This is a genomic window from Pseudomonas sp. NPDC085632 (assembly GCF_044541255.1).
Classification (GTDB): domain Bacteria; phylum Pseudomonadota; class Gammaproteobacteria; order Pseudomonadales; family Pseudomonadaceae; genus Aquipseudomonas.
In genome coordinates this window covers 1-2234 of the sequence record NZ_JBITSX010000110.1, presented here as the reverse complement: position 1 = coordinate 2234, position 2234 = coordinate 1, and the positions used below count along the sequence as shown (strand labels likewise).

The window sequence follows — 2234 nt, the reverse complement described above, 5'->3', positions numbered from 1 at the left end:
TTGCTGCAGGATGGCTACAGCCAGAGCAATGACGCGGTGCCGTGGCTGGGCAGTCTGCCGGGCATCGGTGCGCTGTTTCGCAACGAGCGCCGGGCGATTACCAAGACCAACCTGATGGTGTTCTTGCGTCCGTACATCATCCGCGACAGCGAAGCGGGGCGCAGCATCACCCTGAATCGCTACGACTTCATGCGTCGCGCGCAGGGTGGTTTGCAGCCGGAACGCAGCTGGGCGATGCCAGACATGCAGGCGCCGCAGTTGCCGACGGCGGCGCAGGGTGTGCCGGCGGTGGCGCCGAGCTCAGGCCCACGGGCGACGATCAAAGCCGTGCCAATTGAAGGGAGCACGCGCTTTTGAAACTGACCCTCAATGTGAACACCACAGGAATAAAGAACTACACCGGACCTGTAGGAGCTGCCGAAGGCTGCGATCTGTTGATCTTGCTCTTCGACGGACCCAAACGGCCAAAGATCAAAAGATCGCAGCCTTCGGCAGCTCCTACAGGGATTGGGGAGGGCATGAGATGAGTGCGTTGCCTTACGCCTGGGCCAAGGCGCAGCGGATTCTGTTGTGCGATGGCGTGCTGACGGTGTGCCCGTCGACGCCGGGCTGGTCGATCAGCGAAGCGCGGCGGCAGTTCGGCGCGACCACGATTCAGCGCGTGCGCGATGACGAACTCGACGGTTTGCTCGCCAGCGCTTACGCCGACACCGGCAGCGCCGCCGCTGTGGTCGGCGCAGCAGAAAACGAAGTCGACCTCGACCGCCTGATGCAGGACATGCCGGAAATCACCGACCTGCTCGACACCCAGGACGGCGCGCCGGTGATCCGCATGATCAACGCCTTGCTGACCCAAGCCGCGCGCGACGAGGCCAGCGACATCCACATCGAACCGTTCGAAACCCATTCAGTGGTGCGCTATCGCGTCGACGGCACGCTGCGTGACGTGGTCTCGCCGCGCAAGGCGTTGCACGGTGCGCTGGTGTCGCGGATCAAGATCATGGCGCAACTCGACATCGCTGAAAAGCGCCTGCCGCAGGACGGCCGCATCGCCTTGCGCGTGGCCGGGCGGCCGATCGATATTCGTGTTTCAACCGTGCCGACGGGGCATGGCGAAAGGGTGGTGATGCGTCTGCTCGACAAACAGGCCGGACGTCTGCACCTGGAAACGCTGGGCATGGACGCGCAGGTGCTGGCCAAACTCGACCACCTGATCCGCCAGCCCCACGGCATCGTTTTGGTCACCGGGCCGACCGGCAGCGGCAAAACCACCAGCCTCTACGCCGCACTGGCGCGGCTCGATGCAAGCACCAGCAACATCCTCACCGTCGAAGACCCGGTGGAATACGACCTGCCGGGGATCAGCCAGATTCAGGTCAACGCGAAGATCGACATGACCTTCGCCCTCGCACTGCGAGCAATCCTGCGGCAAGATCCGGACATCATCATGATCGGCGAAATCCGTGACCTGGAAACCGCACAAATCGCCGTGCAGGCCTCGCTGACCGGTCACTTGGTGTTGGCGACGCTTCACACCAACGACGCGGTGTCGGCGGTCAACCGCTTGATCGACATGGGCGTCGAACCGTTTCTGCTGGCCTCGTCGATGCTCGGGGTGCTCGCACAACGACTGGTGCGGCGCTTGTGCAATCAGTGCAAGCAGGAAGATCCTGCGACACCCGGAACCTGGCGCCCCGTCGGTTGCCCGGCGTGCAATCAAACCGGCTACAGCGGCCGCACCGGCATCCACGAATTGTTCTGCATCGACGACGACATCCGCACCCTGATCCACCAAGGGGCAGGGGAGCAGGCCTTGCGCGCATCCGCCGCCAAGGCCGGGATGTTCAGCCTGCGTGAGGACGGTGAACGCTGGATTCGCAGCGGCGCCACCGCACCTGAAGAAATCCTCCGTGTGACACGGGACGCCTGATGAATCGCTATCGTTTTGAAGCCGCTGACGCGACCGGCAAGATTGAATCCGGGCACCTTGAGGCGGACAGCCAGGCTGCCGCGTTCACAACATTACGCGGGCGCGGTTTGACCGCGTTGTCGGTGCACAAGGAAAGCAACGTTGCCCAGCACGGCGGCGGTGGATTGTTCAGCGCCAAACTCTCGGACAACGATCTGGCCTGGGCCACGCGGCAACTGGCGAGTCTGCTCGGCGCCAGTCTGCCGCTGGAAGCCGCACTCAGCGCCACGGTCGAGCAGGCCGAGAAAAAGCACATCGCCCACAC

At 63.7% G+C, this 2234-nt stretch carries 1 protein-coding gene and 2 pseudogenes; all 3 read left to right on the top strand.

Annotated elements, in window-relative coordinates; translation table 11 throughout:
- A pseudogene (locus ACIF4X_RS29235) lies at positions 1-357 on the top strand (type II secretion system protein GspD); the annotation flags it as partial.
- Between the two features lie 166 nt (positions 358-523).
- The gene (gene gspE / locus ACIF4X_RS29230) at positions 524-1930 is read left to right on the top strand and encodes a type II secretion system ATPase GspE (protein ID WP_122843689.1); all 1407 of its coding nucleotides are present in this window, start codon (positions 524-526) and stop codon (positions 1928-1930) included.
- A pseudogene (locus tag ACIF4X_RS29225) lies at positions 1930-2234 on the top strand (type II secretion system protein GspF); the annotation flags it as partial. The gene gspE and the pseudogene ACIF4X_RS29225, both read left to right, overlap by 1 nt.

Coding starts and splice junctions, on each gene's coding strand:
- gspE (WP_122843689.1), top strand. CDS start 524: ATGAGTGCGTTGCCTTACGCCTGGGCCAAGGCGCAGCGGATTCTGTTG.